This is a genomic window from Aliikangiella litoralis, from assembly GCF_052495765.1.
Window position 1 is genome coordinate 1,275,662 of record NZ_CP199292.1, and the last position, 25,894, is coordinate 1,301,555.

A 25,894-nucleotide genomic window follows, 5' to 3' on the forward strand; every position below is an offset into this window, starting at 1 on the left:
TTATTTTGTTTTTGGTTGGCTCTTAATAAGAGGTTGTTTTGACTACGGCACGTGTTTTGATAATGGAAAGTGATGCTAAAGTGAGTACACAATTGGCTGATGTTTTACAAAAACAAGGTTTTAGTATTACACAATGTCAAGATGCCATTGAAGGAACTAGGAGAGCCTATTCTGAAAACTTTGATTTGGTTTTAATCGATGCTTTATTACCAAAACATGAGGGCTTGTCTCCTTTACAGCAGCTTCGCATCAAGCAACAAACGCCGACAATTATTTTGTCGCCATTTGATACTGTAGAAAAACGTATTGAGAGTTTTCAACAAGGCGCTGATGACTACATACCCAAACCGATTAATCCGACTGAAATTATCTTGCGTGTTAATGCATTATTAAAACGTACCTTGAGAAAAGACAACAAATGTGCACTCGTTATTGATGTTGACCAATTAACTTTACTCAAGTCGAAACAGCAAGTTCTGTACAAAGAAGAACAAATATCATTAACCCCAATTCAATTTCGATTGTTATGGATATTGGTAGAAAATAGAAATCAAGTGGTTAGTAAGCCATTTTTATATCAAGCAGTGCTTGATCGAAAGTTCTCCCGTGATGATCGTAGCCTTGAAATGCATTTAAGTCGCATTCGAAAAAAGCTGATTGAAGTCGGAATGTCGGCTGGTCGTTTTGCCACAGTACATGGTAGAGGTTATCGTTTTTCTTAGTTTGAAATGACTGAAAGAGAACCGCTTTCTTGCTTTAATCCCTGAGTTATCGTAACAATTGTAAAAGTAGTATGATTTCACATTTTGTATGAATATAATAATTGATAATCATTCTCATTTGTAGGTTGGCATTGCTTGTTAATACTTCAGATAAAAAATAATTGCCTTAATTATTCGAATGATTAAAGCGGCGTCGCCGAATTAGTATCTGCGTTGTTTAGGTGTTTCAGAACATGGCTTGCTGAAGTGATAAATATTAGGCTGAGAGTGGAAAAGTTTTTTGGTGACAGAAAATTATTTTGATAGTTAACAATTTTATAAGTTAGAAAAAATATGAATATTACTAATCAATTTCAAGTAGAACCTAACAGTCCATTTTTAGCCTTATCAACAGTCATTGATATTGACGCTAGTCGAATGATCAAACGTTTGTGTCAACATTTTTCTCATAAAATAAATGTTGAATGGAGTGATAATAACGGATATATAGAATTTGAAATGGGGGTTTGTCATTTGGATAACGATAATAGCCAGCTAAACTTTTGTTGTGGTGCTAATTCTGAAGCGGAATTAATTGAAATTGTAGACTGTATTGAAAGTCATTTTTTACGTTTTGGAAAAAAAACTGACGCTAGTTTAAAATGGAATTTCACCGAGAGTGAAATTCCACGAATTGTTAATGGTAAGTAATATGTCTCACGTTTATGATATGTCTAAGGAAAATAACGCTCAATGGACTATAGAACGAGCAAATCAAGTCTATGGCATTAATCATTGGGGAAATAATTATTTTGATATTGATAGTCAAGGTAATGTCAGAGTAAAAGATCCTTCTAACAATGAGCCAAGTGCTGTGTCCTTAATGCAAATTATTGAGGGACTGAGTGATCGAGATTTAAATATGCCTGTATTGCTGCGTATTGAGAATATCTTAGACCAAAGTATTTGCAAGCTTAACGAAACTTTTACACAAGCGATTGAAAAGGTTGGTTACCAAAATAAATATCAAGGTGTTTATCCCATCAAAGTGAATCAACAGGCCCAAATTGTTGAAGAAATTGCTCAGTTCGGTGCACGTTATCAACATGGTTTCGAAGTGGGCAGTAAAGCTGAAATGATTGCTGCTTTATCAACTATGGAAGCGCTTGATAGTCTAATCATTTGTAATGGTTATAAAGATCAAGAATTTGTTGAGTTAGGTTTACAAGCGACTAAGCTTGGTTTTAAATGTATTTTTGTTATTGAAACTTTAACTGAGTTGCCCATTATTGTCGAACGCAGTCAAGCGCTAGATATATGTCCTCGTATTGGAGTGCGAGCAAAAATGACTACTCAGATTAGTGGTCATTGGAGTGCTACTAGTGGTGAGCGTAGCGTGTTTGGTTTATCGTCTAGTCAACTGATTCATGTAGTTGATTATTTAAAAGAACATCAAATGCTTGATTGCCTTGAGTTATTGCATTGTCATTTAGGTTCTCAAATTCCCAATATACATGATATACGCGGTGGTGTATTAGAAGCGTGTCGTTATTACTCTGACTTATGCAAAGAAGGAGCGGCTTTAAATTATATTGATTTAGGTGGTGGTTTAGCGGTGGACTATACCGGCAAACAGTCAAATACCGAACAGAGTCGCAACTACTCTTTAGCAGAATATTGCGAAGATATTGTTGATACAATTAAATCTACGCTAGACACTCAGAGTTTGCCACACCCTATCATTGTGACAGAGTCAGGGCGAGCTACTGTAGCTTACACATCAATCTTGCTTTTTAATATTCTTGATGTGGTGACATTTGAACCTAAAGATTTGCCTGAAGCAAAAGAAAATGAGCATCAATTGCTTAAAAATATGCGTGAGATCATGAGTTATTTAAAGCCACAAAGATTGCAAGAGTGCTTTAACGATGTGCAATTTTATCGCGATGAAGTACGTGAATTATTTAAACGTGGTCAAATCGACTTGCGTATGCGTTCGGTATCGGAAACGCTCTACTTTAATGTTCTACATCGCATCAAAGATATTCTCGCCGAAATGGAGCGTGTTCCAGAAGAGTTAACGGGGTTAACTGAATCCTTAGCCGATATTTATTACGGAAATTTTAGTTTGTTTCAATCATTACCTGATAGTTGGGCAATTGATCAAATATTTCCTATTATGCCTATTCATCGGTTAAATGAAAAGCCAACTCGGCGAGCTATATTAGCCGACATTACCTGTGACTGTGATGGAAAAATTGAACAGTTTGTGGTTGACCAACAAATAGAGAAAACGCTGCCACTGCATGTAACTAATCAAGCAGAAGAATATTATTTAGGTGTATTTTTGGTGGGCGCCTATCAGGAAACATTAGGGGATTTACATAACTTATTCGGTGACACTAATGTTGTGAGTGTAAGGCTCAGTGCCGATGCCAGTTTTGAATTCGTCAAAGAAGTTCATGGCGATACCATCGAAGATGTTTTAAGTTATGTTGAGTATCAACCCCATGAAATGAAAACGCGCTTTCGTAATAAAGTTGAGGCAGCAGTTTGCGATGGTCGTATTAGTGCGCGAGAAAGACAGCAAATCATTAAAACCTTCAGTGCAAGCATGCAAGGTTATACCTATTACGAAAAAGAATGATAAAGAGCTATAAAGAATAATTAAACGATTAACAAAGTAACTTAACGATAAGAGCAAATTACTATAGGTAAAAATTATGAGTAAAGTAATCATTATTGGTGCTGGCGGTGTTGGCCAGGTGGTAGCGCATAAGTGCGCGCGGTTAGTTCACGTATTTTCTGATATAACACTAGCAAGTCGTACAGAAGCAAAGTGCATTTCCATTGCTGAACAAATTAAACAAAAATATGATCGCACTATTGCAACTGCACAGGTAGATGCAGACAATGTTGATGAACTGGTTGCATTATTTAATCAAGTAAAACCTGAGCTTGTTATTAATGTGGCATTACCTTATCAAGATTTAACGATTATGGATGCTTGTTTAGCCGCTGGCGTGCATTATATGGATACAGCAAACTACGAGCCACTGGACACGGCCAAGTTTGAATATCATTGGCAATGGGCCTATCAAGAAAAATTTGAAAAAGCGGGTTTGACTGCGTTATTAGGATCAGGATTTGATCCAGGCGCCACAAATGTATTTACTGCCTATATTGCTAAGCATTATTTTGATGAGATCCATACGTTAGATATTATTGATGTTAATGGCGGTGATCATGGTTATCCATTTGCAACTAACTTTAATCCTGAAATTAATATTCGCGAAGTAACTGCTGAATGTCGTCATTGGGAAAATGGTGAATTTGTGACAACACCAGCTATGTCAACCAAACAAAGTTTCACTTGTCCTGATGGTGTTGGTAGTTACAATATTTATCGCATGTATCATGAAGAATTAGAATCATTAACAAAACATTATCCAAGCTTGAAAAAAGCACAATTTTGGATGAGTTTTGGTGATAGTTATCTGAAGCATTTAGAGGTATTAGGCAATGTTGGTATGACAGGCATTGAGCCCATTGAATTTCAAGGACAACAAATTGTCCCAATTCAACTTTTGAAAGCTTTATTGCCTGACCCATCAACTTTAGGACCTCGTACTAAAGGGAGAACTTGTATTGGTTGTGTGGTTACTGGGATTAAAGACGGTCAAGAGAAAACTGTGTATTTATACAATATTAAAGATCATCAAGACTGTTACGCAGAAGTTCAATCACAAGCAATTTCATACACGACGGGTGTACCTGCAATGATCGGGGCGAAATTGATCCTTGAAGGTGATTGGAATAAGCCAGGTGTTTGGAATATGGAGCAACATGATCCGGATGCCTTTATGGATAATTTAAATGAATTTGGTTTACCTTGGAAGGTTATTGAAAATCCAGATTTTAACTTGCTTAAGTAAGGTTAACTTTATTTCACTATCAGGATGTACCCTTGCATTCTGATAGTTGTTTAGTTTTTTTATTGGTTGCAATTCTTCTTTTTAGTCTGTCAATTATGATAAATAGTAAAACATTTTTACGATTTGATCCCACTAGAGTGCCATCACCTTGTTTTGTCGTTGATGAGGTTGCAGTTGAAAATAACCTACGTATTTTACAACGGGTGCAACAGCAATCAGGCGCAAAAATATTAATTGCGTTAAAAGCTTTTTCTATGTTCAGCCTTGCACCACTCATCGATCAGTATCTACAGGGTACTTGCGCCAGTGGCTTGCATGAAGCCAGGTTGGGACGGGAAGAATTTGCTGGTGAGGTGCATACTTTTAGTGCGGCTTATACTGAAAAAGATCTGATAGAAATTTTAAAAATCACTGATCATCTCGTATTTAACTCATTTGCTCAGTGGCAGCGATTTCAACCTTTACTCAAAGTCGCACAAGCAGAGCGGCAAGAACTAGCCTTTGGTTTACGAGTTAACCCTTTGCACTCAGAAGGTAGTACGCCAATTTACGATCCTTGTGCACCAGGTTCTCGGTTAGGCATTCCTTACCCTGAGTTTAAGCAGCAATCATTAGAAGGTATTACAGGGATTCATTTTCATACCCTGTGTGAACAAGCGTTCGAACCTTTAGCACGTACACTTGATGTGATTGAAAGAGAGTTTGTTGATATTTTACCAAAATTAAAATGGGTCAATTTTGGTGGCGGCCATCACATTACTAAACCTGGTTATAATGTTGAAGGTTTAGTTGAGTGTATAAAAAACTTTCAAGCTAAATATGATGTGCAGGTGTATTTAGAGCCGGGCGAGGCAATCGCAATTCAAACCGGTGTGTTAGTAAGCGAGGTTTTAGATTTAACCCATAACGCTATGGATTTAGCAATACTTGATACATCGGCAACTTGTCATATGCCGGATACTTTAGAAATGCCTTATCGTGCGGAAGTCTTTGGTGCAGGAAAAGAGAATGAATTGTTGCATACTTATCGACTGGGTGGGCAAACTTGTTTAGCTGGCGATGTAATTGGTGATTATTCATTTGAAAAGCCATTAGAAATTGGTCAACGACTAATGTTTGATGATATGTCTCATTATACGATGGTAAAAACGACTACTTTTAATGGCATTGGTTTACCTGCAATTGCTATTTGGAATTCAAATACAGATGAGATACGTATTGTGAAGCAGTTCGGTTATCAGGATTTTAAAAATAGGTTGTCGTAAATTAAAATTAATTGTTACTTTACATTGAAGTTGGAATAAAATTTAAGGCTGTAATCATTTGATGATTACAGCCTTATTTATCTGAGAGAGTGTATTATCTAACACTTTTATTCTAAGGCAAGCTTAAGTTATGCCGCAGATTGTTTTTCGATAAGTCTGTTACTATTGATGAGAGGCGTGTGTGTTATGCGTAACCAAGCTTGAATAACAAAGTTAGAGATAATACCCACACCAAGCATCATTAAAATGGTACCAAATAAATCAAGTTGTTGCGCGCCAAAGATCATTAAACCCCAGCCAATACATAGAAAGTGGATAACGTAAATACCTGTAACATTCTTACTCCAAAAGAAGAGTAATTTCAAAGTTGAATTTGGTTTTAGTTTATTTATTATCAATTGACATAGCCATAACCAAATGAGTACTACGCCTGTCATTGTAACAATGATTCCTGGTCCAGAACGCATATTATCGGCAGCATGAAACGCTGTGTTTGATAAAGTGATTATGGCACCTATAGCAACAACTAGCACACCAGTTAATAATGTGCGTTGAAAAGCCTTGTTGATATCATCACATTGTTTGATCCACTGACCAAATGCCATTCCCACGAGAGGATAGGCTAGCCAAGGAAATAATGGAAACAAGCTGCCTTGGTATTTATTGCCCCAAAATATTTTTAACACCTGATCAAGTGGAGCAATACCACTACTGATATCCCACAATAACGGTGAACCAAAAGTAACTACCATTGCTGTAACAAGCCAAACTTTAGGATTAGGAAAAAAATATTTCAGTAAAATACAAATTGCAAAAGCAAGCGCAGCGCATTGTAGAATATCGACTACCAATAAGCCGTTAATCGGGGTATGTGGACCAAGTTGTTCGTAGGTCACTAAGCCCATTTTTAATGATAACCACGTAGGGATAGTAGCGCGCATTAAGTTTAGTAAATAACCTAATGCAAATAACATTGCAGCGCGTTTTAATCCTAGTGATAAGTTTTGATTATCGGAATAGGCAACAAAAGTTCCCATAATAAAAACAAAAACAGATGCTGATGGCCAACCAAATATAAATTTTATTACTGTACCGAAAAGACCTTGTTGAACTTCTTGTGAACCATAAAAGTTTAAAACATGAATCACGATCATAAACATAATTGCTAAGCCTCGAGCAAGATCGAAGGCCAAAATTCGTGATGGTTTGATATTGCGTGGTTGAGCTATTTCTTGGATGGGTATAGTCATTGATTTAATACTCTAAGTCTAATTATTACGCGTATTGGTATTGGTTTTTACTGTGTGTTTGACGAAGTCGTGACCATATCCGGGTACCCAAGTCTGATAGAATCAGCATGGTTAGCATGGCTATTAATGTGCTACTGAGATCAAGTTGCTGTGAGCCAAAAATTACTAAGCCCCAGCCGACCAATAACCATTGAATAATATAAAGACTAGTAACGTGTTTACTCCAAAAATACAGCAAGTTAAAGAAACGATTAGCTGCAATTTTTTTGACTAGCAATTGACAAGCGTAAAGCCAAACAAATACAAATCCAGTGCTTAGAATCATTGCGCCAGGGCCGCTGCGCATGATCTCAGCAAGATGAAATTCAACATTTGTTAAGGTGAGCAGCGCACCAATAATCATTAAGCTGATGCCACCGAAAAATGAATGGTTAAAAAGTTTGTTTTGATTGGATGTGTTTTTTAGCCAATGACCAAAAGCCATACCCACAATTGGATAGGTCAACCAAGGGAATAAAGGGAATACCGCGCCTTGGGCGTGATGTCCCCAGAATAACTTAAACAGTTCATCAATAACTGGTACACCACTAGTAATATCCCAAAGTATTGGTGAGCCAAAAGCAATGATAATGGCGATAGTTAACCAAACTCTAGGATTTGGAATAAAGTGTTTTAAAAGCAGACAGGTTGCGTAAGCTAAACCAGCATATTGAAATATATCGACGACCAATAATTCAGTGAGTGGCGTATAACCACCAAGCTGTTCATAAGTAACTAACTCCATTTGTAACGAGAGCCACATTGGAATGGTTCCTCTGGCCAAATTAAGTAAGTAACCGAGGGAAAAAAGTATTGCGGCACGACTTAGTCCTTGTGCAAGATTGTGAACGCTCGAATAAGTTAAAAATACGCCCATAATAAAAACAAATATTGGCGCTGCGGGCCAGCTGCCTAATATTTCGATGGCATCGCCGAATAAGGTATCTTGTACTTTGGGCTGACTATAGAAATCTAGCACATGAATTAATATCATGAATAGAATCGCGAGTCCTCTCGCAAGATCAAAAGCATTTATTCTAGCTAAATGCGGTTCGCTTGCAGGTGTAATGCAAGGTGCCGATGTTGTCATTAATTCGATGCTCTCTTTTTATTTTTCGTCAGTTTATTTTCTACTTAGTAAGCCAACTGTTGACTGGTTGTGCTGATTTGTATTTGTCGGTTTTGATAGGCAAACAATAAGCAAAAAACACTCGTTAATGAAAGAACAAGGCTAACAAGAATAAGATTTAATAATGAGCCTTCGGTTACTCCACCGAGCAGAATTTGTAATAGATCGTATAGGGGACAAATAGCAAATAAAATCGCTGACAATAAGGCTTGTTGAACCATTACTTGACGGCTGTCTCGAAATAATAATGTATGAAAAAATGAGAAAATGAGACCTGTGGAAAATAAATAAGGTAAAGTATCAACTCTTGCAAATGTTTCTGGTAAAAAGCGAGTAGCAACAAAACAAATAGCAACAGACAACATACATCCGATTGAAAAGCATAAAGTCATTGCCCGGACAAAAGCTAAACTGCGTTGTTTGTTTTCCTTTCGATTAGCGGCATGTTTTTTCAGCCAAATTAGATTTCCTGAAAGAATTAAATAACAGCAGCCTAAGCCTAAGAAAAAATAAACAAATTGCAGCGCAATTCCGCCAAAGTTACCATAATGTAATTGCTTTAATACGTGATAGGCTCCTTGTACTGGATTTTCCATTACATGAGTTTGTTTAAAATTAAGATAATCATCTAACGGGTAGGTTAGCGTTAGCCGTTCTGTTACACTATTGGTGTCAACCAGGCGCAGTTCTACCTGAGCATTTTCATCTCCAAAAGCAAAAATTTTGGCTAAATAAACTTTCGCGCCGGGTAACTGCTGGTTGGCATGATCGATAGTGAGATCAATTGCTTGCCAGTTCATTGGCTCTCCGCTTGTTTCGATATTGGTTGGAGATTTGAAGCCACTTGTTTTTGATAACTCTCCAATATCGCCTTGGAACACAAGATATCCAAAACCTGCTTGAAATAGAATGCTTAAATTAAACATAACGCCGGTTAAGGCATACATAAAAGTATAAGGTAAAGAGGTTACGCCGATAAGGTTGTGTCCATCTAGATAGGTATGTATGGATTTTTTTAGGCGGTATTGATAAAAATACTTAATCAGTTTTTTTAAGTGAATTAGTATTCCGCTAAAAACAACAACAAAAAATATTAGAGATATAATGCCGACAATTTGAGTACCGCCTGGTATATTCAGGTCAATGTGTAGTTTGTAAAGAAAGTCAGCAAGATAATAGCGACCACTTGTATTGTTTAATTCTTTTCCTGTTTCAGGATCAAAATATAATCGGTAGCGTTTGTGAGTGCCATTGCTTTCTTCGGTTGAAAAAAAAGCTTGGTATTGTGGGCTTTCATCGGTTGGAAACAATAATAAGACTCTATGATCTGCAGGAATATTATAGTTACGATCCATAATGATTTTTGTAATATCAGCTGGTGACAATATATCATCAGGCAACTTTTTTTCTTGATGGTGATATTGTTCCCAAGCATGAATATTGCTTTTAAAAAATGATAGAGTGCCGCAAAGAAACACTATCATTAACGCACCTGAAATAATAAGGCCAAGCCAACTATGAGCACTGGTTAATTGTCTTTTTGTTTGTTGATTCATTGAGGGAATCCCATCATTAAATATGCGCTGAGATATAACAATATGCTGGGTACAGCAAATTTAAGTGCACGTAACCAAGAGGTTTTAGTTGAATGCGCCGCATAACAGTAGGTCATTATTCCTGCCCAGCAGGGAATAAACACGAGTACCGTCAGTGTTATCATTAACGCCGTACTATTGGGGAAAGCTAGACTCAATGCTGTTGGGATAAATAGAAAGAAGATGAGCCCGGAAAATAAACCTGCAAATGTTTTGTGCCACATGTCTACTGTCCCTGACTAATTAATTGAGCCAAAATACATAGGCCGACTATTGAAATGGTGCCGTGTTTCAGCCAATGTGGTTGATGTGCTAACAAGATAATACTGCTGGGTAGCATCAACATATTAATCAGTAATAAGTCGATTGCCGCAACAATCATTGACCATCCATTCAATGTTAACCAGATAAAACTAGCGATATTAACGATACAAAAGCTTATCCAAGCGGTTGAAACGGGCAATATTGCTTGTTTATGCTGTTGAGCTATTTGTTGTCTTGGGCTAGCGGCATAAAGCATAACGCTTGCGAGCCAAAAAAGTGGGATTAACACAAAAAAAGCCAATGGTTGTTCCTCATACCTGAGAGTTTTACTATTAAATCTAATATATAATCTTAATGATAATCGTTATCAATTATATCATCAAGTCTATAGTTCGATATTGCATAAAGAAATGAGTAGTTTAAGTACTTATTTTTTATTTGTTAGAGCGTGTTTATCACTAAAAAATGGGAGTTAGATGGAGCTAGGAGAAGAACCTGCGCAATATACTATTTCTGCCACGGGTGGTGCATGCCAGTGAAATTGTTCGATAAAAATATTGCTTTTTTATTGCAAAATAGCAATAATCGCAACCTAAATGATAAGCATTCTTATTATCAATATTAAGGCGAATTTATGTTATCCCATTATACAAACAATAAACTGGCTAAGTTGCCAGTTATTATCTCCGCTGTTTTAGCCGGAACACCTGCATTTGCAGAGGAGACCATAGATGTAGATCCTAGCGCTGATTCAGAGTTAGTTGTAGTTGTAGGTCATACTACAAATACAGAAATAACACCGGACGATCTGGAAAAATATCAAGCGAATGATTTGGAAGATATTTTTAGACAAACACCGGCCGTTACTGTTGGCGGCTCTTTAGGTATTGCACAAAAGATTTATGTCCGTGGTTTGGAAGATACTATGTTGAATGTCACTGTTGACGGTGCACCACAAACGAGTACCTTATTCCACCATATTGGTCGTGTATCAATTGAACCAGAATTATTAAGAAATGTTGAAGTTCAGGCCGGGGCTGGTGAAGCAACTGCGGGTTCAGGGGCTGTAGGCGGTGCCATTCGTTTTAAAACGAAAAGCGCTGATGATTTACTAGGTGGTGATAAAAAATTTGGTGGTACCATTAAAGCGAGTTATTTTACTAACGATGGTCATAAAGAAAGCCTCTCATTTTACGGTAAAGTGAGTGATAACGTTGGTATTTTAGCTTCATACGTTAATGTTGAGCGAAACAATATGGAAGATGGTGATGGTAAGGAAATTCCAGGCACGGCGGCTAATCAATCCCTTACGTTCGTTAAATTGAATGCTGAGTTGACTAACCGTCAAAATTTAACTGTGAGTTATGAACACCGAGAAGAAGAAGGTAAATTTGCTAAGCAAACTAACTGGGCACCACTGCAAGATGATCCTTTATATGAGTCCGAGGGTGAACGAGAAACGATAGTGCTTAATCATGTTTGGTATTTTAACGAGTTGGTCAATTTAGAAACTACGGTTTATAACACTGAATCTTCTTTTAGCCGTGAGTTATTTACATGGATTGCCAATATCGAAACTACTGGTTTTGATATTCGTAACACCAGTGATGTTGGTTCTCACTCTCTAACTTATGGGGTTGAGCGTAAGGATGATGAAGTTAATGCTTATTCCTATGCTGATTTTGGCGGTATTTATAAAGAAGAAGGAACTGTTACTGGCATATATCTTCAAGATCATTGGCAAGTCTTTGATGATTTGCTGGTGAGCTTTGGCGTACGCCAAGATACTTATGAATTAGATCATACTGGTGAGTCGGCCAATTGGATTAGAAATAGCGAAGGTCGTTGGGTAATAGAGGTTGATGGAAATGGCAACCCAATCACATCAAATAATGAGTTTTCTATCAAAAAACAGGATGGAGTTAGCAAAAATCTAGGTTTTGTTTACACGCTTGCTGATAATTTAGATTTTTCTGTCGGTTATGCTGAAGCATTTAGAGGGCGACAAGTTGCTGATGGTTTTACCGTTGGTGAACTAGCTTTTAATCCCAACTTGGAAGCCGAAGACGTCATCAATAAAGAAGTTGGTTTAGAATATAGTGATGGAACTTTTGTTTTCGAAGTTTCGGCCTATAATAGTGAAATTGAAGGCGTTGTTTTTGATAAATTTAAAGGTAGAGAAGGCGTTTTTTACGAAAACATAGGGGATCTTGAAACTAAAGGTTTTGAGCTTGTTGCGGGTTATCAAGCTGATAATTTTGATGTGCTTGTTAGCTATAGTAGCAACGATGTAGAGCTAAATAATGCACCATTTATATGGCCTGATCTGACTGCTCCTCAAGGTTATAGCGAGAGGATTATTGATGGTGTTGATTTAGCTGCTTACGAATACGGTGGTCTAGGTAATGCTGGCGGCGATTCGTGGAATGTTGCTTTCAATTATGAAATTAATGAGCAATTAGAAGCTGGTTGGAATTTTCAGTATGTTGAAAGCTTAAACGATATTGATGTTTTCCATCGTTCAATTGAACTGGGATGGGTGACAGAGCTTAACACAATCAATAAACCAAGTTATCAAGTGCATGATGTTTATGTTAAATATGATCCAACGGAAAGTGTTAGTTTACATTTAACAGTGCAAAATTTATTGAATGAATCTTATCGAAGTCATGGCAGTGTAGCTGATTATGGTCACATTCCAGGCTACGAATCGATAGTTGGTATTAAAGAAGCTGGTCGAGATATTCGCTTAACAGCATCTTATCAATTTTAACTTTTTAGTTTTGCTGAAAAAAATGAACTATTTTTTCATTAGCTTAATCGATTTTAAAAGATGTCATTGAGTCCATTCTGGGTACAAGGTTAAGCATTAATCGCTAAAACAGCCAGATTTTTATTAATCTGGCTGTTTTATTTCACTTTCAGATAAATATGAAGCGACTAGCTATAATAATCGACCGAATAGAAAGCTAAAATACCGTCTTTCTATATCCAGGCTACCTGCAATTAAGCTTTGTTCAAATCGAAGTCTCCTTTTTATATATTCGTACTACTTGAAGAGGTATGATTGGCTTGCCCTTCGGGGTGCCCAGCTAAAAAGTTTGCACCGCATTACAGTCCTTGTGAAGGACCAGTTATTCACTGCGTTTTGTGCCTTGTTCAAACTTTTTAGCTGAATACTGAAACAAGCATCTTCAAGTAGTACGGGTATAAACGTTTAGTGCTCGTATATGTGCAGCCTCATTAATTATTGAGTGTAAAGCCTCGGAACTTTTTATCTTGCTTGTTTTTAAGCGTAAGAAACATTGAATGAAAATTTAGCATAGAATTGTAGAATAGCCCTCATAGAAAGACGCTATGGGCTATGCTATTCTCTTATTCTCGATAGAGTATATAGCTGAGTCCCATTTATTCGACTATTGGAAATCAGTTTGGCAAGAAGTCAGTTTGCAAAGCTATTCAATTGAATGCATACAGGTTTGGTCAAGTATTGTTCAATTAAGTGGTTTGGAGTCAATCGGTAAAAAATTTTGATAGAACTTACAAGGTTTTAATATTTTGATTTCTAACCTGACCTATTGTACTTTACACACAATTTTATTGATAAAAAAAGATAAACTATGGAATTAAATTTTGACGGCGTAGAGCAGCAGTCTCTTGCCGATTTTACTGAAAAAGCATATTTGAATTATTCGATGTATGTCATCATGGATAGAGCATTGCCACATATTGGTGATGGGTTAAAGCCGGTACAAAGACGTATTATTTATGCAATGAGTGAGCTGGGTTTAAAAGCGACAGCCAAGTATAAAAAATCTGCACGTACTGTTGGGGATGTTTTGGGTAAATTTCATCCTCACGGGGATAGTGCATGCTATGAAGCAATGGTTTTAATGGCACAACCATTTTCTTATCGTTATCCGTTAGTTGATGGCCAAGGAAACTGGGGAGCACCAGATGATCCTAAATCTTTTGCCGCTATGCGATATACCGAGTCAAGACTTTCAAAATATGCTGCGGTGTTACTGTCTGAGCTCGGTTTAGGAACGGTTGATTGGGCTCCTAATTTTGATGGCACGCTAAAAGAGCCAAAAGTATTACCGGCCAGACTACCTAACCTGTTACTAAATGGCACAACCGGGATAGCTGTAGGTATGGCTACTGATATTCCTCCTCATAACATTAAAGAAATTGCGAATGCTTGTATTCATATCTTGGATAATCCTAAGTCGACTTTGTCAGATGTATTAGAGCATGTACCAGGACCTGATTTTCCAACTAATGCTGAAATCATTACACCTAAAAAAGATATTCAGAAGGTTTATGAGACTGGGCGAGGTAGCGTTAAGATGCGTGCTGCCTACGTTGTTGAAGAGGGTGAAGTTGTTGTTAATGCACTTCCTCATCAAGTTTCTGGAGCTAAAGTGTTGGAGCAAATTGCTTCACAAATGCAGGCAAAAAAACTGCCAATGGTTGCAGATTTAAGGGATGAGTCTGATCACGAAAATCCAACTCGTTTAGTGATTATTCCTCGTTCGAATCGGATTGACATAGAAGGATTAATGAAACATTTATTTGCAACAACCGACTTGGAAAAAAGTTATCGTATTAATATGAATGTGATCGGTATTGATGGCAAGCCCCAAGTTAAGGGATTAGTCCGGTTTATTTCTGAATGGTTAGAGTTTAGAACACAAACAACACGCAAGCGATTAGAACATCGTTTAAATAAGGTTAATGAACGATTACATATTTTAGAAGGTTTATTGATTGCCTTTTTGAATATTGACGAAGTGATCAAAATAATTAGAGAAGAAGATAAACCTAAACCTGTTTTAATGAAGCGGTTTTCAATAACCGATATTCAGGCCGAAGCAATTCTGGAGCTAAAGCTACGCCATTTAGCGCGACTGGAAGAAATGAAAATTAAGGGCGAGCAAGATGAGTTAGCCAAAGAAAAAGCATCGCTTGAATTAATTTTGAGCTCTAAAGCTCGTTTGAAAACGCTTGTTAGAAAAGAAATTAAAAAAACAGCTGAAGAATTTGGTGATGAGCGCAAGTCTCCAATTGTTGAGCGTGAAGAAGCTAAGGCGCTCAGTGAGTCAGATCTAATGCCAAGCGAAGCTGTGACTGTTGTTTTATCCAAAATGGGGTGGGTAAGGTGTGCTAAAGGACATGATGTGGATGCCGCATCATTAAACTATAAGGCTGGTGATGATTTTTGCTCAGCAGCTAAAGGAAAAAGTAATCAAATCGCTGTTTTTCTGGATTCAACAGGTAGAAGTTATGGTGTACCAGCCCACACATTACCCTCTGCGCGGGGGCAAGGTGAACCATTAACTGGTCGTTTAAACCCTATTGCTGGAGCCACTTTTATTGATGCAATGATGGGCGATGATAAACAGTCGTTTCTCTTTGCTAGTGATGCAGGTTATGGCTTTGTTGCGAATTTTTCTGACATTATTACTCGAAATAAAAATGGTAAGGCATTGTTATCCTTACCTAAAGGAGCAAATGTACTCAATCCTTGTCTGGTCGATGACTACGACAATCAGTTGTGCGTTGCAGTCTCTAATGAAGGTCGAATGCTGATATTTCCTATTTCGGACTTACCTCAGTTAGCAAAAGGTAAAGGCAATAAAATTATTGGTATTCCTGCGGCTAAATTACAATTACGCGAAGAGTTTGTGGCTTGTATTACCGTTATTGGTCCTGAGCAGTCATTATTGGTTTACTCTGGTAAGCGTTATTTGCGTATAAAACCAGGTGATATGGAGCACTACCGTGGAGAGCGAGGACGCCGAGGAAATAAGCTTCCTAGAGGTTTCCAAAAAGTTGACTCTCTAGAGGTAGACACCGCCGATTAATCTTGATTAAGGCTTTTGAATGGGAAAAAAACGGATGAATTAGAATTGTTGGACTATATTTAAAGTAGGCTGGTCGATTTATTACTAGCCCTTATGAATATTGTTGTAGGATAGTTCAATTGAGTTCTTCAAAAAGTCACAGTGATAGAGATTTCCTTAGTGGAATATACATTCCTCCTCAGCCAGGATTGTTTGAACAAATAGAAATGTGTGGTGCCGATTTAGATAAGATTGGCGAGGTCATTTCTGTTGATCCTGGCGTAAGTGCCGCAGTTATAAAAATTGTTAATTCCCCCGTTTTTGGATTAGCGAATAAGATTGGTTCTATTCCCCAAGCGGTTGTGATGTTGGGGGTTGAACGAGTCATTAGTATTTTAAAAACTTTACTGCTTCGTAAATCAATGTCGGATATTAATTCTCGTATGGATATGAACTTATTTTGGCAGAGTTCTGTGTCTGTTGCTTGTGTGGCATCAACTATTTGCCGCCAGTTAAATTTAGCTATGGCTGATGAAGCCTATATGTTGGGGCTTTTTCATAACTGTGGTATTCCTGTAATGGCTGCTCGGTATAGTAATTATCAAAAAGTGATGGAGTTTTCTTATAGTCGTGAAGATGGTCGTATTACGAGTGAAGAATTTGCCAATTTTGGGGTTCATCATGCCGCGGCAGGTTATAGGATATCAAGGGTTTGGAATTTGCCAAAAGTTATTTGTTTAGCTGTTAAACACCATCACTCAGTTGCGCGAGTATTAGATGATCATTCAATTGAGAGTCCTACATTAAAGACATTACTATGTGTATTAAAAATGGCTGAGCATATGGTCAATTTACCTGAAAAGCTTGCTCAGTCTGATGTGGATTTTGAATGGAGTCGATTAGGGGATAAAGTTTTAGAATTTTCTGGTTTATCCGAATATGACTTTGAAGATCTTGAAGATGCTGTCAGATATACACTGGGAGGTAATTATTAAGTCAGCTGAACAGCTATTGATTAAATATTGTTGTTTTATTTCTGCCGCCTTCTTTTGATTTGTAGAGTCCTTGGTCTGCTAGTTCTAGCCACTGTTTTGCAGAGCTGATTGCTTTGGTTAGTTCGCAAATACCTAAACTAATGGTAAACTGGACTGTATATTGTTCATAGTTAACACTGAGTTTTGCTATGCTGGTACGTAATCTTTCAGCAAAAGTAAACGCGCCTTTAGCATCAGTATTATTAAGTAGAACCACAAACTCTTCGCCACCATATCGGCCGCAGACATCAATATCTCTTGCGCAACTTAGTAATGTTTGCGCACATTCACGAATGACTTCATCACCTGTCTGGTGGCCATAGGTATCATTAACTTTTTTGAAATGGTCAATATCAAAAATAACTAGTGATGTTGGTTCTGAGTATCTTTTGAATTTTGCAAACTCTTCTTCTTGGCGCTCTTGCCAGTAACCTCTATTATTTAATCCTGTAAGTTTATCGGTTCGACTGAGAAACTCTAGTTTTTGATTCGCTTTCTCAAGCGCTAGACTACCTGTCGCAATATCGGTTACATCGTAAACGATAATGCATATGTTTGTGACTTCTCCCGTGGTTGCCGTTATTGGAAATATTGATATGTTCTGATACATATACTCGGCAGTTCCTGTAATCGGTCGATAATTTTTAAATTTGAATATATAGGGGCGTTGTTCCCAAATACTAAATGCTCGGGTGTGTAATTGGAAAACTGACTCAACTTTATGTTGAAACCAATCGACAGGAATATCTGGAAAGAGTTCAAAAAGGTTTTTTCCTTTAGTTTTATGGGCAAGAAAACCACTATGATTTTCCATAAATGAGTTCCACACTTGAATTTCATTTTCAGGGTTTAAAACGATCAGGCCAGCATCGATATTTTGTAGCATATCGATCATCCAATGGAATTCTCTGAGTTGTTCGATGTTTGTTTCCATAGGCTAAATGATATAACTTATTCTTTGTTTAAGTGTGTCAATACAGTCTTCGGTCAGCAATATTAACAGATCGCAATTAACGCCTTTATTTTCTATGCTGTAAGTAATTTCTATACTGAGTGTTTTTTTCCATTGCTTATTTTTAGCAATTAAATCAGGAATTTTAATATGTTGGCCTAGTACAACTGGGTGACCTTGGCTGAGATTAACATCGAGTTGATCAGATATGCCTTGCAAACATGCGCCAACTAAAATATTCGCAATATCCATTAGTAATTCAAGCTCAACATTTTCGTTTATTTCTCCTTGATACTTCATTATCTTAGCAATATTTTTAAAGCTTGAATCGTTGAATATTAATAAAGCTTCGCCAGACAGCCCTGGACCAATAAAGCCTTGGCAAACGGATGAGACTGTTGATTCATTTTCGGCAAACTGTAATGCCATGATGAGTTCATTCAGCTCTATTTGGTTCACTTTTGGGACTGGTAGTTCAACAAATACATCTAAGAAGCGTGCTAGTGAGTCACCCGCTCGACCCATTGCGATATTGGCTATTTCTTGGCAAGCATCGATAAAGGTTCCATAATCATCAAGATCGGCTGGTGTAAAGTTGCTTTTAGCTGGGGGTGTTTCATTGGCATGAGATGTAAAAATGCAGTGAGAGTCTAAAGTTTCTAGCATTTTCTCTGGGCTAATCGGCTTTTTTATAAAATCTATTGCGCCTAGGCCAATCACTCTTGTTTGAGCATCTGGCTGTATATCACCAGAAACCACGATAACATCACAATCAATTTCCTGCTCTCTAAACTCTTCAAGTGTTTCATAGCCATCCATTTCTGGCATATTAAGGTCTAAAAATATTAACTCAGGAGAGACTTCTTGAACGACTTCCAGGCAATGGCGACCATCTTCTGCAAAGTGTATTTCTACATCCCAGTCAGCCGGTAGACAGCGTGCTAGCTGGTTTCTTGCCATTCTTGAATCGTCACATATTAAGATAGAAGTGGTCATTGAGTTTTTTTAGTTTTTTCCCGCTAAATAGTTCAAATTTGAACCCGTTTGACATTGCACTGGCCTATCTTAAAACATAGCAACAATTTGAGAAATTACCAGTCAGGTATCGCAATAATTAGTAATGATGTAGTTTATTTGTCGACCCGTCTGTTGTTTTATCGATTCGTCTACTGATTCAAGTAAATGGAATATGGTTGGGTCTGATTCATCTTTAGTTTGCTTTTCGATAAACTGCCCAAAAGGAGTTAAATTATTTTGCTCAAAACCGATACAAATGACTTCACCAAAATTGGTTTGCAGTGTTAACTGATTAATCTTTTGATGTAAACGATTAGATAAAGAAACACCAGTAATAACCGCACGTTCGTTCTCTAGGACTAAGATAGTTCCTTTTCCTATAAATGCTCTGACTTTTATCTCTAAAGTAATACTTGCTAATAATTCTTTAATTAAATACACCAGATTTATGGCTTCTTCTAAAGCTTCATTTTCGTCATTAGAATCTAAAAATGGAATTAAGCAACCAGATAATATTTCACCTTGTGACTGGACACCATGGGTTTGAACTGCTGCTTTTAAATATTGCTCTGCTAGGGTTAATGAATGAGCCGTTTTTTCATTATCCTGCTCAATCATCGCAAATTGACAAAAGCAAAATATACTGTCGTTAGCTCTTCTACTTGCTGTCCACTGTGGAGTATCTGAGGGAAGGTGGATATTTTCACTCAAAGATTGAAACTGTGTTTTAGACAACTCTTCCAATGATTCAAGCCATTGTTTATTATCTTTAGGAAGTTGGGGGGCGTTAATTTGTATGAGACGGTGGCAAAGTGAAATAAGGTTTTTAACTCGTCGATTGTAGCGAAAAGTAATAACTAAAAGTATCAGCAGCAGTACTGCGGCGATTGTCAAAATAATTACTTGTGAGCGTTGAAGTGATTTTCTGAAACTACTTTCTAAAAGTTGCCGATTGAGCGTGATTTTAAACCAGCCAGCAGTGACATCTTGATAAGTTATTTTTTCAATAAAAGGAATATCACTTTGCGATTGAATATAAGATTGGGTCGCCGCTTCAAGTGCTTGCTTAGATATTTGAGTCTTTTTTGGTTGGTCGTTTTCGGTTGATGCCTGCTTTATTTCTGCTTCACTACTTTTTTCTTTTGAATTTGTAGGGAGGGGATCAGAACTATCGATATTTTTAGCTGAGTGATCGCTAGTTTCAGAAAGTGTATTGTCTTCTGGAAAACGGGCTATGACTTGGCCATCTTCTGCAAAAATTGTTGCGCTTCTAATATAAGGATCTTTCGCAACATTTTCTACAAGCATTTTTAACTGGATTTTATCATCTGATAGCAAAGCATCAGCCGATGAATTGGCTGCTATTTGTGCAATACTATGAGCATATTCAGAGGTACGTTGAGCAACCAGTTGTTCAACTTGATAATTGATGATTGTCCAACTGGACAGTAGGATAAAACTCGTGATTATTGCAATTAAGCTGAATAAGCCACGCATTAATCCTGGCGGTTTTATTGGTTTTTGTTGTTTTTTAGTCGTCATTAGTTGATTGTAGCAAGTAAGAAAAGGCTGTGTAAAAACTAAAATGCCATGTTGGTCATAGTTTTTGTGTTGCCAAGAGGTTATAGCGTATAAAATACGGGGTTTATTGGGTAATGGATTTTAGGTAAATGCATTCAATTACAAATTTGGCCATCGTATATGGTTCGCAATACCATGTTGTTCAGGGGCAATGGGAGCCTATGAATAGTTCAGAGACTAATTTGAGTCGTTTAAGCTTATTTAGTCATTTGTCTTCTGATAATCAAATCACTGAGTTTGCTGCAATGTGCCAAAGTTTTGCTACAACTCTTTGGGTGCGGTTGGTACAAACAGAATCTCATTGTTATTGGGATATAAGAGCAGACTACCAGAGCTTGCAAAGCTTTATCCAACAATGTGTGGCTGGTTCTTGTTTTGATTATTTATTGTGGCCAGAACTACAAATATTACCGCCTCAACTAATCGTTTTTGACATGGACTCGACTTTTGTTGAAATAGAAGTGATTGATGAGCTTGCTAAACGACATAATGTTGGTGAGCAGGTTTCGCAGGTAACTGAAGCGGCCATGCGCGGAGAGTTAGATTTTGCAGAAAGTTTAGTCAATAGAGTGAGTTGTTTAAATGGGTTGCCTGCTAAAGTCATAGATGAAATTGCCGCCTCTTTACCTATATCCAAGGGCGTTGAATTTTTAGTTGAGCAGGCAAAGAAAAATAATTGTCAGGTTGCCATTGTTTCTGGCGGGTTTAAACCTTTTGTTGAGCATTTAAAATCTTCACTTGGATTGTTCAAAGTTAAAGCAAACGAACTCAAAATTGAAGACGGTGTTATTACTGGAGAACTGGTTGGTGAAATTGTTGATGCTAAAGCAAAGGCGGAGTTTTTAATTGACTTATGTAACCAACTAAAGATAAATACAGAACAAGTGCTAGCTGTTGGTGATGGTGCCAATGATTTGGAAATGATGGCTGCGGCTGGCTTTAATCTCGCTTATAGAGCGAAACCTAAAGTACAAGCGAAAGCCAACGGGCGAATTAATTTCACTCATTTGGGATATTTGGCTGATGTTTTTGGGTGGGAATAAATTATTATTCAGTTTGTTCAAACGGTGTCGTTAATTTTGCCTGACTGTTTGTTTTTAGTTTGAGTGGCTTTTGGTTAAAAGCCACTCGCTGAAAAGTCATAATCCATTTTTGCACTAGGTCTTTGCAAATAATAGCCTTGAATGTAGCGCACATTCATTGGCCAAAGTGCTGCTAACATAGCAGCTTCTTCTACCATTGGTATGATACTATGCTTATCTTTGCTATGTATATCATCGAGTAGATTGATTACTTCTTCTTCAATCTCACTATTTTTGTGTATATCTTTCGCTTTTTCTTCAGATATTTTAACAAAATCAACATCGAGCTGATCGATTAGTGCCTTTTGTTCTGGGTTGGCACCATATCCCGATAAACACAGAGAGTAGCCTTTTTGTTTCAGATCGGCTGATAGGGTTATTACACGCTTCAAGTGATTTGTTGCATCAATTTCTTCAATTTGAAACACAATCGATGACTTAGCCAGGCCACTTGCCTTAGTGGCTTTTTCAATAAAAGAAACGAGCGTTTGATCTATCAGCGAAACGCTACTTAAATTAATAAAAAGCTGTGTTTTTTTGGCGACTTTCTGCACCATTAGTGATTTTAGTGATTGTTTAATAATCCATCGATCAAGTTTTTCACCCAATCCAGCGGCTTTGGCAACAGGAAATACTTTGCTAGAGTCCATGTCATTTCCTTGCTCATCTTTCAGTCTCAGTTGAACCTGATAGAGTGCTTTTTCATCTCCATGAAGTTTAACTATTGGTTGAAAGAGAAGTTGTATACGGCCTGATTCAATGGCGTCTTGAACTTTATCTAGTAGCTTGGCGTCTTGCTCATTACTGGCTTCTCTAATTGCTTTGTTAAAGACTTTAAAGCCATTACCTTTTTCTACTCTATTAGAGGCGCTATGTGCATCAGAAAGCAGCTGTGCGGCATCGTCACTACCATCACCAACGGGGCAAATACCAATACTGAAAGTAATTTTGATGGTGTGCCCTTCGACATCAAATAAGTGTTCGCTAATTTCTTTACATAAGTTAGCTGCTATATCTCTGGCTTTTATCTTTGATTTATTGGGGACTAAAAAGCTAAAAGCATGGTCACTCACTCTGGCTAGTTTAAAGTCTTCTGAAACATGTTCTGTTAACCATTTTGCGCAGTCGACTGTAACTTGATCTACACCTGCAATACCATATTCACTGAGTATTTTGGCATGTTGATCATATTCGATATACAAAATATTAAATGTATCGCCTTGTTCATTCGCGGCTTCAATGGCTAATTGAAGTTGCTCATTAAAATAATTACGGTTAAATAAGTCTGTCAGTGTATCTTGAGCGCTCAGTTCGCGCAGCTTTTCTTCAAGCTCGGCATTATCTGCTGCTGGCCGAATTAAAAGTTGGGTGCAAACTTCTTCATCATAGTTAGCTGTTGAAAGCGTCATTAATGCTTCAAATTGGCTCATATCAGATTTTGTGCCTTTAAACGTGAAGCTTTGATGATCACTGGTTGCAGCCATTGTTTTTAAATATTGACGAAATTCATCTTGGCTTTCTTTGGCAATCATGTCGAGTGCAGGCACACACAAAAGTTCATCATGATCACTATAGTCAAACAATTCTAAATAAGCGTTATTGGCATAAACATGCATACCATCATGGACATAAGCGATGGCATCTTGAGAATTATCTAATAATAATGTGCAGCGTTTTTCTGTAGCTTTTAGCGCCAGTTCGGCTTGAGTTTTTTTACGGCGAGTTTCTAAGCTGGCGAGTTCTCGTTCAATTTTTAAACAGAGTAATGTTTGATTGTTTTTAGTAACGCCATCAACCGCACCATAATTCATTACCTCTGTTAGTATTTTATCGCTGTACTCTTCCATCATAATTATGCATGGAATATCACGACCATAAGTTGCAATCTGCTCGATTGCTTGTTTAGCTGGCAACGCAGAATGATCTAGATTTGCCAGCAGTAAATCTGAAACGCCTTTATCTAAAGCCTGTGCCAATTCTTCGGACGTTAAGACTTGTGTTGCCCGAACGGCAAAGCCTCGGTTACGTAATGAATTGATAATGACCTCGGCCTGGTTCGATGAAGGCTCTAGTAAAAGCAAATGAATTGTTTTTATTTTTGCAGTCATTTTTATCTTTTATTTTGACTTGATGTCTAAGTTCATTGTATCCGAGATCACCGCTCTACAAAAGAGAATGAAGTCAAATAATTTATTTATGATATCTATTCTGGCACATTAGCATTAATTAAAGTCGTTTTCAGCAGTGCCTTAAAATATATCCCAGATACCATCGATATCCTCAGTATCATCAGGTGAGTTTTTAGTTTGAGGAGGTGCGTTTAAATTAGTTGCATCTCCTTGTTTTTCAAAAGCAAATTGTCGATAACTACTGGTTGCGGCCACTTCTTTTGTTAAACGAGCATTATAAGCAACACCTTGCTCGACGACCTTTATTTTGTTGCTAATCGAAAAGTATAACGGGTTGGTCAGTATAGTAGCGGGTTGGCCAATGCCAGTTAAAGCCGGTAGTATTAGGCCTCTACGAAAATCGTTCTCATCCTGTCGTGTTGAACGGCGTTTAATATTAATCGCTGTGACGCCAGGTGCTAACAATTGTACACCCATTTGTACCAGACTTCCTTTTGACTGTCGTCTAACCCAGCGAACAACGCCAACACTCCAGTGCTCTCTATTGTGTTGATCGAGTTCTAAAAAGCCAAGTACTTCGCCTGTTTGGGCGTGTTTAGGTAATTCACTGGCTGCAATTTGAATACAATAGCCGCTTGGGCTCATATTGAGCAGTGAAACTTCTTGAAATTTATAATTTTCACGTACTATTGTATCTCTACTGCGGTTAGTTGGCTGAAATTGTGTTTTTCCCTTTTCAGCTTCAGACTGATAGTATTTTTCCCATACATCTGAGTCTGGCGGTCCCGAAGAGCTAAGGTAATTAAAGTTTTGTTGGATATTTTTATCATTTGATTGAGCCACATCGAGTAAAGTCGCATCTTTAAGACTACCTTCCATTGCCGTCAATGTATCATTTGTTCCATCAATTGATGGCCCTTTTCCAATATTGTATTTTTGCATTAGCAAGTAGTGAGTTGCACCTAACCCAATACTGATATTTATGCTATCGTCGCATGGTGTTCGGGCAAAAGCTCTGTGTGTACCATGACTCCATGTCTGTATTAAATGTCTGATTAACATGGTTTTTCGAGCGCTTAGTTGTTCTTTATCATCAACAGAATGCAGCATATGTTTTAGTTGATCTATCGCCGTAAAAACAGTCAATTTGAGATTGTTTTTTTCTCCTTGAGGTTTATAAAGCGATTTGTGAATTGGTGGTGACGATGAGTTTAAATCAACAACATAGTGCTGCTTGTTATAAGCATGAGACTTTAATGAAACGTGCTCTGATAGTTCAGGTAGCAGCCCCCATAAAAGCTCTACTTCTCTTTGATGCAATTGATATGGGTTAGCTACTGTTAATAATAATATTTGTAAAATACACTCAGATGCTGATGAGCTCTGCTTATTATATTCTATGGCAACTTTTTGATTTTCCAAGTCATTCTGGATTGCAATTTGATAAAGGCAATAGAGTTCTCGCCAGATTCTACGTGGCACTGATGCGTATAATTGATAACATCGAAGTATGACTAAGCCATGATAGTGAATTGCATGCACTAATGCTGTAAGTAGCAATTTTTTATTAGAACGCTTGATCTCTTGAGCGATTATAGACTCGATAATTGAGTGAAAGCCTATAGCCAATTCTGTCTGAATGGCTTGTACTAGGGCTGCAACTTTTTTTTGTTTATCCGTTAATGCAATATGATTATTAATATATTGCTTTTCAAGGGAGTGAATTAATTCATCGGCAACAGGTTCTAAACTGGTTAATATTGATAGGCGTTTATCATCATCCAGCAGAGACTGGTTAACATCTACCAATAATCGATAGCTACTCATTGAGCTTTCTCCGACGTTCGCCATAGGTAAATTTTGTACCCAGTTGGCTACTTTCTTAGGAGTCAGTTCAAATGCTGGTTTGTGATACGCCTGGTGTTCCCTAAGGGTTAGTCCAGAGCTGCCTTGCTTCATTATCAAATCCCTAACAACTTGAATTTAAAGGTTAAATCATTACTGAAATACACATCATATTCCGAAATTTACATGAATTACTTAGCAAAAGCACTTACATTTATCTATAAAAGCTA

18 protein-coding genes are annotated in these 25,894 nt (G+C 37.5%); 9 read left to right on the plus strand and 9 right to left on the minus strand.

From position 1 onward, the window contains the following. Positions 1-38: 38 nt before the first annotated feature. The 5 genes from ACT5E3_RS05485 to nspC all read left to right on the plus strand — a co-directional run bounded on the left by ACT5E3_RS05485 (position 39) and on the right by nspC (position 5,901). Positions 39-722, plus strand: a complete 684-nt coding sequence (locus ACT5E3_RS05485) for a response regulator transcription factor (protein ID WP_444997304.1) — start codon at positions 39-41, stop codon at positions 720-722. A gap of 333 nt (positions 723-1,055) precedes the next feature. Continuing rightward, positions 1,056-1,412, plus strand: coding sequence for a DUF2218 domain-containing protein (locus tag ACT5E3_RS05490; protein WP_444997305.1), 357 nt, complete (start codon positions 1,056-1,058; stop codon positions 1,410-1,412). A 1-nt stretch (position 1,413) separates the two neighbouring features. Further along, complete coding sequence (gene speA / locus ACT5E3_RS05495; RefSeq protein WP_444997306.1) at positions 1,414-3,348, plus strand: biosynthetic arginine decarboxylase; 1,935 nt, start codon at positions 1,414-1,416, stop codon at positions 3,346-3,348. A 76-nt stretch (positions 3,349-3,424) separates the two neighbouring features. Further along, complete coding sequence (locus ACT5E3_RS05500; protein ID WP_444997307.1) at positions 3,425-4,636, plus strand: saccharopine dehydrogenase family protein; 1,212 nt, start codon at positions 3,425-3,427, stop codon at positions 4,634-4,636. Positions 4,637-4,731: 95 nt separating this feature from the next. Further along, entirely contained in the window at positions 4,732-5,901 is a 1,170-nt protein-coding gene (nspC, locus tag ACT5E3_RS05505; RefSeq protein ID WP_444997308.1) for a carboxynorspermidine decarboxylase, read from the plus strand. A gap of 128 nt (positions 5,902-6,029) precedes the next feature. On the opposite strand, the gene ACT5E3_RS05510 is transcribed toward nspC, so the two are convergent. The 4 genes from ACT5E3_RS05510 to ACT5E3_RS05525 form a co-directional block, all read right to left on the minus strand. After that, positions 6,030-7,151: a heparan-alpha-glucosaminide N-acetyltransferase domain-containing protein gene (locus ACT5E3_RS05510; protein WP_444997309.1), complete on the minus strand. Its 1,122-nt coding sequence runs from the start codon at positions 7,149-7,151 to the stop codon at positions 6,030-6,032. Positions 7,152-7,176: 25 nt separating this feature from the next. After that, positions 7,177-8,280 carry a heparan-alpha-glucosaminide N-acetyltransferase domain-containing protein gene (locus tag ACT5E3_RS05515; RefSeq protein ID WP_444997310.1) on the minus strand — a complete coding sequence of 368 codons (1,104 nt, stop codon included), beginning with the start codon at positions 8,278-8,280 and terminating at the stop codon, positions 7,177-7,179. Between the two features lie 44 nt (positions 8,281-8,324). Further along, entirely contained in the window at positions 8,325-9,875 is a 1,551-nt protein-coding gene (locus tag ACT5E3_RS05520) for a PepSY-associated TM helix domain-containing protein (RefSeq protein ID WP_444997311.1), read from the minus strand. 265 nt (positions 9,876-10,140) lie between these two features. Further along, positions 10,141-10,479 carry a hypothetical protein gene (locus ACT5E3_RS05525; protein ID WP_444997312.1) on the minus strand — a complete coding sequence of 113 codons (339 nt, stop codon included), beginning with the start codon at positions 10,477-10,479 and terminating at the stop codon, positions 10,141-10,143. 333 nt (positions 10,480-10,812) lie between these two features. Between ACT5E3_RS05525 and ACT5E3_RS05530 the strand changes: the two genes are divergently transcribed. The 3 genes from ACT5E3_RS05530 (at position 10,813) to ACT5E3_RS05540 (ending at position 17,019) form a co-directional block, all read left to right on the plus strand. Next, positions 10,813-12,951 (plus strand): TonB-dependent receptor domain-containing protein, encoded by a 2,139-nt coding sequence (locus ACT5E3_RS05530; protein ID WP_444997313.1) that lies wholly within the window; start codon positions 10,813-10,815, stop codon positions 12,949-12,951. An 847-nt stretch (positions 12,952-13,798) separates the two neighbouring features. Then, on the plus strand, positions 13,799-16,045 hold the full coding sequence (parC, locus tag ACT5E3_RS05535) for a DNA topoisomerase IV subunit A (protein WP_444997314.1): 2,247 nt from the start codon (positions 13,799-13,801) through the stop codon (positions 16,043-16,045). Between the two features lie 119 nt (positions 16,046-16,164). After that, the gene (locus ACT5E3_RS05540; protein ID WP_444997315.1) at positions 16,165-17,019 is read left to right on the plus strand and encodes an HDOD domain-containing protein; all 855 of its coding nucleotides are present in this window, start codon (positions 16,165-16,167) and stop codon (positions 17,017-17,019) included. A 13-nt stretch (positions 17,020-17,032) separates the two neighbouring features. Here ACT5E3_RS05540 and ACT5E3_RS05545 read toward each other — a convergent pair whose 3' ends face one another. The 3 genes from ACT5E3_RS05545 to ACT5E3_RS05555 form a co-directional block, all read right to left on the minus strand. Continuing rightward, a complete protein-coding gene (locus tag ACT5E3_RS05545) occupies positions 17,033-17,992 on the minus strand; it encodes a sensor domain-containing diguanylate cyclase (RefSeq protein ID WP_444997316.1) in 960 nt (319 codons plus the stop codon). A gap of 3 nt (positions 17,993-17,995) precedes the next feature. After that, positions 17,996-19,006 carry a response regulator gene (locus ACT5E3_RS05550; protein ID WP_444997317.1) on the minus strand — a complete coding sequence of 337 codons (1,011 nt, stop codon included), beginning with the start codon at positions 19,004-19,006 and terminating at the stop codon, positions 17,996-17,998. 102 nt (positions 19,007-19,108) lie between these two features. Beyond that, positions 19,109-20,569 (minus strand): hypothetical protein, encoded by a 1,461-nt coding sequence (locus ACT5E3_RS05555; RefSeq protein ID WP_444997318.1) that lies wholly within the window; start codon positions 20,567-20,569, stop codon positions 19,109-19,111. Between the two features lie 128 nt (positions 20,570-20,697). On the opposite strand from ACT5E3_RS05555, the gene serB reads away from it, so the two are divergent. Then, positions 20,698-21,651 (plus strand): phosphoserine phosphatase SerB, encoded by a 954-nt coding sequence (gene serB / locus ACT5E3_RS05560; RefSeq protein ID WP_444997319.1) that lies wholly within the window; start codon positions 20,698-20,700, stop codon positions 21,649-21,651. 74 nt (positions 21,652-21,725) lie between these two features. On the opposite strand, the gene ACT5E3_RS05565 is transcribed toward serB, so the two are convergent. Both ACT5E3_RS05565 and ACT5E3_RS05570 read right to left on the minus strand, forming a co-directional pair. Continuing rightward, on the minus strand, positions 21,726-23,798 hold the full coding sequence (locus tag ACT5E3_RS05565; protein ID WP_444997320.1) for an EAL domain-containing protein: 2,073 nt from the start codon (positions 23,796-23,798) through the stop codon (positions 21,726-21,728). 141 nt (positions 23,799-23,939) lie between these two features. After that, entirely contained in the window at positions 23,940-25,778 is a 1,839-nt protein-coding gene (locus ACT5E3_RS05570; RefSeq protein ID WP_444997321.1) for a hypothetical protein, read from the minus strand. Between the last annotated feature and the right edge of the window lie 116 nt (positions 25,779-25,894).